The organism is Chitinophaga sp. (genome assembly GCF_036569125.1).
Taxonomy (GTDB): Bacteria; Bacteroidota; Bacteroidia; order Chitinophagales; family Chitinophagaceae; genus Chitinophaga.
Genome location: NZ_DATCRF010000365.1, coordinates 43,054 through 50,374 on the forward strand (window position 1 = coordinate 43,054; position 7,321 = coordinate 50,374).

Genomic DNA, 7,321 nt, shown 5'->3' on the forward strand with positions numbered 1-7,321 from the left:
ATGTAAATTACAAATGTAATCATTCTACCTCTTTACCATAACCGGGCCGTTTGTTTAAAGGAGGTGCTTTTATGGAAAAGTTCTACCTGTTGCTGCGCCTGATCCAGCTGTTTTTCCAGCTGCAGCTGTTTATAGATCCTCCGCAGCAGGGAAAAGTTCAGGAGCGCCAGCAGCTTCAGGTCCTGCTTCAGCGCTATTTCCATAGCCCCTTCTGCCGTACGCAGTGCCTTGCTATACTCCTGCCGGTTATCATACACCTGCGCCATAATGATCTTTTGCAGCGTTTCCACATGCCGCATACAGTAATGGTCCGTTGCGTTTTTGCTCAGTACCGTGTCTACATGGCGGCATATTTTGGAAGCCGTGTCCGGGTCTCCCAGCTGCAGCTGTGCATAGGCCTGCCAGCAAAGCAGTACCTGGCGTAAGCTGTCCGTAGTGCGGTAGGGCAGGGCAGGGTGATAGGCAAACAAGCGTTTGCTGAAGTTAAACAGGTGCTCATAATCTTCCAGCAGCAGGAATATAAATCCCATGTTACGGTACACAATTTCCTGCGCCACGGTAATAGACTGCCGGCTGCTGCCATTCCAGTAGCGTGTATAATCGTAGATCTTTTCACGGATGCCTTCATTCACGATCCCGAATTTCATATACTCATAAATGAACAGGCATATTTCATAGGGACTTAGCCACAACCCTTCATCCTGCGGTTCTTTGGCGCAGATCTTCTTAATGTTGTTCAGCTCCTGCTCGCACTGTTCCGCATCCAGCTGCAGCAGCGCCAGGCGGAACAGGATGCTGCGTATCTTCAGCCGGTCTTCCGGCGCCTCGGCCAGTGTAAGCAATGCGGTAAGCACCTTGCGTTTGCCGGGGTGCAAAAAGTCATCGCTGATAAAGCTGTTCAGCGGGTACTTTTTAAAATAGCCGGGCGGAAAAACATGCTTCAGGTCCTGCTGCCGGTCGCCCTCCTGCTGGTAGTGCAGCACCAGGTATTCCAGCAGCACAGATTTTTCGGGGGCGGAAAGCGGCAGGCAAAGTATTTTATGCACGCTGTCTGTTTGCCGCTGGTTAATAGCATACCGCAGCAGCCATTTAAATATGCTGCCCCGGTAAGCAGATGCGGGGAAATGCGTAAGGATCTGCTGCAGCATATCGTCTGTAAGCTGCCCGCTTTCCCGCACAAAATGCATGGCGGTAAAATATTCCAGCAGAAAGTTATGCGCAAAGCGCACCTTCACATGGAACATGATCTCCTGGCTCAGGTTTTCCTCCACCAGTATATTATCGGCCAGCAGCTCTTTATACGCTTGTACAAGGGCCATATCCTGCTGGTTCAGCAACAGCATCTTATCCGTGTACTGTCCGTTACGTCCATAGTCCAGCAGGTCCAGCAGCTGGTCAAGGATCCTGATCTTAAAGGAATTATTCTGGGAATTAAACACCCGCTGCTGCACAAACCGCGATACGATCTCAAAAAGGCTCAGGTGCTCATCTATAAACGATTGGTCCGGCCCTGCATTCAGCTGGCAAAAGAGCTGCAGGTAATAAGGGTAACGCAGCTTTTGCAGGAAGGGTTCACTGAAAGTGCGTACCGTTACCGGGTTAAACTGATGATTGTATAAAACGGATTTTACTTCCTGTTCAGTAAGCAGGGGCAGATTGGTATTGGTTTCTTCATCCATTTCAGCGCCTACATACCAGTAGCGGCGAAAGGCAGGGTACTGCACGGAGTGCTGGAAGATCTCTGACCAGGTATTGCTGCGGATAGAAAGGATCACTTTCACCCAGGGGAACAGATCGTTGGAATACACAAAGTCTTCCAGCTTGGTGTACATAAGGCGCAGCTTATCGCCTGCCACAGCTATTTCATCAAAGCCGTCTATGATCAGCACCAGGCGGCCGCCCTTCTTATCAAAATTACGGGCAAAGTATTCCCGGAAGTTTTCACCGCTGCCAAGATTCAGCTGGTTATCCAGCCAGGATGAGAGGGAGAAGCCTTTTAACAGCAGGCTGCCGGCTGCATGCGCATGTATGAACCAGCAGATATCCTGTTTGTAACGGGCCTCCCGGCCAAACCAGAAATGCTCGGCTAAATGAACTAATGTAACGGATTTACCCCAGCCGGAAGGTGCAATAAGTGCAGTAGCTGCATAGTCGCTTTCCAGGAAACGTTCAATATGCGCGGTGCAGTATTGCCGCGGTACAGTGTAGTTAAAAGGAATGCCGGAACGGTTCTTTAAGGTTACAATGGTGTAATAGGAAACAGCGTCTGCCTTATTCTTAAGATCAGACCATTTATCGTTATCAACAATAATATCTCCACTCAGCTGCTTGTATTGATGGGTTTGAAAATCTTCCCAATCCTTATACCGGCAATATTGCGATAAGGTGTTCAGTGTATAACGCGAAAAACTATGCTGGGCAACAGCAAAACCAAATACACGTTTAAGTGTGGTTTCACTTACCAGCTTAGTTGTGGCGTCCAGGATAGATTGGGAGAGATGCTTACAATCCCCCGGTAACATTACTTCCACGCCAAATCTATACAGCACTTCTTTTTGCAGCGCTACGATAAAATCATAGGATAGATCTATCATAGGGAACAATAATGGATTTTAGGTGATTGACTTTAGATTTCCATGAATAGTTACGTATAGATTACACATTTAGATTTTTATTTAGCAAAATAGATCGGCTGCAATAGCAGTGATAACAAATGTTAGATAGGTCCGGCTGCTAAAATATTGCATGGCTTTAGAGGGAAAATATTATATCTAACAGTATGATCACACATTAATATTCCCATGAAGAATATTTTTGCAATCGATACCGGTTACTGCATTACTGATACGGTTATTCTTATCAGCTATTTAAATGAGTAGTGAAACTGCGCTTCAATTGCAGGCGTTGTTTTTAAGCAGTGTAAGGGTAGTCTGATTCGGGTGTTATTGGTATGCTTCCCTCCTAAAAAGGCTCCGTAATTGCTGCGCAACCCTAGTGCAACTCTACCCCCCTACATAAAACCCTACATCTTTTTTCCGCGTTTACATATCGCCGTTCTATAAAATGCGGAGCTCCTGATATATTTCCTCTCACAACAATTCTTAAATGAACAAAATGAACAAAACGATATTTACTGAATAAGTCTGAACATAGGCGCTTACATGAATGAAATGAATTTTCGTTTCCTCCCTTTTGAGAGTACTTTCGTTAGGCGAATACAATAACACTTCTTTAACAGATTGTGAAAAATGCTATACCGATAAGTTGTGATTTTGCTTTCAATTTAATCTGCTAGTAAGAAACTTAAGATCCGTTTGAAACCTTACTCCCCGTTCGTAACCTGGCCAGAGTTTAGATGCATAGTGATCACTATGTAAAACCAAAACGCATTATATCTACCAAACTAATATTTGCTGTCTATGCATTTAAAAGTTACTCCTAAAGGTTCTTTAAGAGCTTTTATTTTTGCTGTCATCTCCTGTATCCCGCTGCTCGTGGCTATGGGAGCCTATGCCCGTATTGCCCCTGCAAAGGCTGTATTTTCCCGGCAAACCTATAACAGCTGGCAGCAGGCCTACCTGCAGGATCATCCCTTTGCTCCCTTTGCCCTAAAGGAAACGGCTATACGCTTTTTTGGCGGAGCACCCGGCCCCTTATGGAGCTTTGCCGCTACCCAAAGCAATTTTGTTACCGGCATATGCCTGGGCTGCGGGGTAACCAACCCCGCCCGCGCCGTTGATAGCGATACCACTACCTACTCCGCCCTGGTAACACTGGTGGGTGTAGGCGGTACTGTAACACAGCGGCTTACTTTTGCCGGCGATTACCAGGCCGGTGATAAAATAGCGCTGGACCTGGAAGTGCCCGGCCAGCTGCTGGCCGGTGGCTTATTGTCCGGCATTACCGTACAAACGCTCAATAACGGAATACTGAATAATGATGCAACCGCTTTAAATGGTTCCCTGGTACAGGTGAATTTGTTAGGCAGCGCAGCCAGTAAGTTCCGTGCAATTATACCGGTAACAAAGGCCTTTAATGCCATACAGGTAACTACCGGTTCCGTACTGGCAGCTTTAGGCTCCTTAAGGATCTATGAGGCCGCAGCCATTGTACCGGTGACCGTAAACCCCGATAGTACCGTAATAGTATCAGGGCAAAGCGCTTCTTTCACCGCGGCATCCCGCTTATCAGGCGCACAGTTCAAATGGTACAGCAGCCCCACCGGCGGCACTGCCCTGCATACCGGCGCTACCTTTAATACCCCGCCCCTTACAGCAGCAGCTACCTATTATGTAGAGGCTACTACTCCCGATAATTTAAGCAGCTATATACGTACGCCCGTTGTAGTTAGAGTGTCCGGCGCACCCGGCCCTATCTGGACGTATGGCGATGAACAGGACGGGCCCTTTGTTGGCGGCGCTGCCTGCGTTCTGTGTTCGGTAAGCAATCCCGCACAGGCGGCAGACGGCGATACTACCACCGCATCAGCTTTCACAATGCCGCTGGGACTGGCCACCACATTAGGCCAGCGGGTGATATTCCCGGGTGTGTACTACCCCGGCGATAGCCTGGTGCTGATCCTGGAAACACCGGCCAACCTCCTTAGCGGACAGCTATTACCTAACCTCATTGTACAAACCTATCATGATGCTATCCTGGGCGCTCCGGTAGCAAACGATGATGCAACGGTGCTGGATGCTCAGCTGGCGCGGATAGACCTGCTGGGCCTTTCCGGAGGCAACCGTAAATTCAGGGTTACACTGCCCATACAGGATACCTGTGATGCAGTGCAGGTGAACCTGAGATCTACCGCATCGCTTTCGCTGGCGCAAAACCTTAAATTATATGAAGCCGTGGCTATGGTGCCGGTAACGGTTACCCCTTCGCCCGATACTGTGGCTTATCATCAAACCGCTACTTTAACACCCTCATCGCGTATAGCAGGCGCTACCTACAACTGGTACGCATCTCCCACCGGTGGCGCACCGCTGGCCACCGGTACATTTACCACCCCGCCGCTTACCCGTAATGCTACTTACTATGTAGAGGCAGTAGACCCGCTGGGTAAAACCAGCTTTAAACGTACAGCCGTACCCGTAATAGTAGCCGGTGGTGCCGGCCCCTTGTGGACGTATGGTGTGGACCAGCAAAGCCCCATAACCGGCGGTATTGCCTGCGTGCTGTGCGCCGTTAACAACCCTAACCTGGCTGTAGATGAAGATACCACTACCGCTTCGCGCCTGGTGCTGCCGGTAGGCGTAGCTACCTACGTAGGGCAGCAGATCCGCTTCCCGGCTGAATACCAGGCCGGCGACAGCGTGGTATTTTTCTTAGGTACGCAGAACAATCCCCTGGCTACCGCCAATCTGCTGAACGGCATCCGGGTACAAACTTTCAATGGCGCCACCCCTAATGGTGATGCCACCTTCCTGAACAGCAGCCTTATTAAGCTGGACCTGCTGGGCATAGACGGCGGTATTAATAAATTCCGTGTAGCCTTTGCCGCTACACAACCGTTTGATGGTACCCGTATAGACCTTACCTCTACCGTAGGTTTATTAGACGGTTTAAATGTATATGAAGCCGCCGCCATGATGCCGGTACAGGTAACCAGGGTAAACCCCGCATCCGATACCGTAGAAGTGGGCAAAACGGCCAGCTTTACAGCCGGTATTCCGCGTATTCCCAATGCTACCTTCAGCTGGTATGAAACACCAACCGGCGGCACGCCTGTATTTACCGGCGCTAACTTTACCACACCGGACATACTGGATAACAAGGTGTATTATGTAGAAGCATTTTCACCCAACGATGGCTTACATAGCCTGATACGTACAGCTGTACCCATTTACGCCAAGGCGGTGAATAACCTCCTGTGCGGGGCCGCCGCCACACAATCCGCCGGCACCAGTGGTGTAGCGTGTTTGGGTTGTTCCGTAATAAATCCCTTACTGGCCATTGATGGCGATGTGAATAGCGCATCTGAGCTGCGTGTAACCATTGGCCTGCTGGGCGGGGTGTACCAGGGTTTAGGCTTTAGCGCATTAAGCGGCGCTAAGGATACGCTGCGTATAGGCGTGGGCGTCAACACCGGCCTGTTAAACCTGGGCGCCTTATCCGGTTTAACCTTTACCCTGTATAGCGGTAATACCCAGGTAGCGCAGGCTAATAACGCAGCCCTGCTGGATCTGCATCTGCTGGGTGATACTACCCGCGGAGAAATTGTTTTTGCGCCCGGCGTAGCATTCGACAGTGTAAAAATAGATTTCAACGCTTTACTGGCAGCCATCAGCTCCTTCAGGATCTACTACGCTAAATTCACCCCGCCCAACGCCGTGGTGGCAGACAGCGTGGTAAGGGCATGCCCCGGCGGCAGTGTAGCTTTAAAGGCTACTTTGCCTGCAGGTAGCGTGTTCCGCTGGTACGATTCCTATTCCGGCGGTAACCTGTTGTTCACCGGCGCCACCTTTAACGCCGGCAACATTACTTCAGATACTACTTTTTATGTAGAAGCAGTATCCACCGGTGCAGATGCCTGCGGCAGCAATACCCGCACGCCGGTTCAGGTAAAACTGGGCCTGCCTGCTGTTGCGGTGAACCCGTCCACCATTACAATAGACAAAGGGCATACTGCCACCTTTAACGTAATATCTCCCAACGCTAATTATACTTACCGCTGGTTTACAGCAAATACCGGCGGCACAGCCATTCACACCGGCGCACAGTTCATAACCGCTGCGCTGGATTCCAATACTGTTTATTATGTGCAGGCCGATTCCAGCGGCTGCAGCAGTAAGCGTACGCCCGTTTACGTTATTATCTCCACCTTACCGCCGGTACCGGATATTATTCCCGATACCGCCTATGTAAGCACCGGCCAAAGGGCCACCTTCCGTATTGCCAATCCTGATCCGGCGCTTACTTACCGCTGGTATAGTGTGGATAGCGGCGGCGTAGTGCTGGCTACAGATACTATTTATACTACCCCTGCCATAACTGCAAATGGTAAAGTATATGCAGAGGCGGTGAATGCCTCTAACCAGGCCAGCCGCACCCGCGCAGTAGGCGTTATACAGCTGGTGAATGCACCCGGCGGTTTGCCCTGTACCTACAGCAATGCGCAGCAAAGCCCGGTATACACCGCACCGCTCAGCATTTGCCTGTTGTGCAGTGTAACCAACCCGGGTAATGCTATAGACGGGGATACCACTACGGCCTCCCACATCCGCTCTAATGTAGGTATTGGTTATATAGGCCAGCACCTGCAATTCCAGCACCCCGGCATGGCGGGCGATAGCATTCGCCTGATACTGGGCCTGCC

2 protein-coding genes are annotated in these 7,321 nt (G+C 50.1%); one reads left to right on the plus strand and one right to left on the minus strand.

Features of this window, described 5'->3' with window-relative positions:
• Positions 1 to 32: 32 nt before the first annotated feature.
• Entirely contained in the window at positions 33 to 2,594 is a 2,562-nt protein-coding gene (locus tag VIM87_RS13680; protein ID WP_331997534.1) for a hypothetical protein, read from the minus strand.
• Positions 2,595 to 3,419: 825 nt separating this feature from the next.
• Here VIM87_RS13680 and VIM87_RS13685 point away from each other — a divergent pair.
• Positions 3,420 to 7,321 (plus strand): hypothetical protein (locus VIM87_RS13685; protein WP_331997535.1); only part of this gene is annotated, 3,902 nt, incomplete at its 3' end.

What these genes read in the sequence shown, in the direction of transcription:
- VIM87_RS13680 (WP_331997534.1), bottom strand. Translation starts at nt 2,594, where the DNA reads ATGATAGATCTATCCTATGATTTTATCGTAGCGCTGCAAAAAGAAGTG.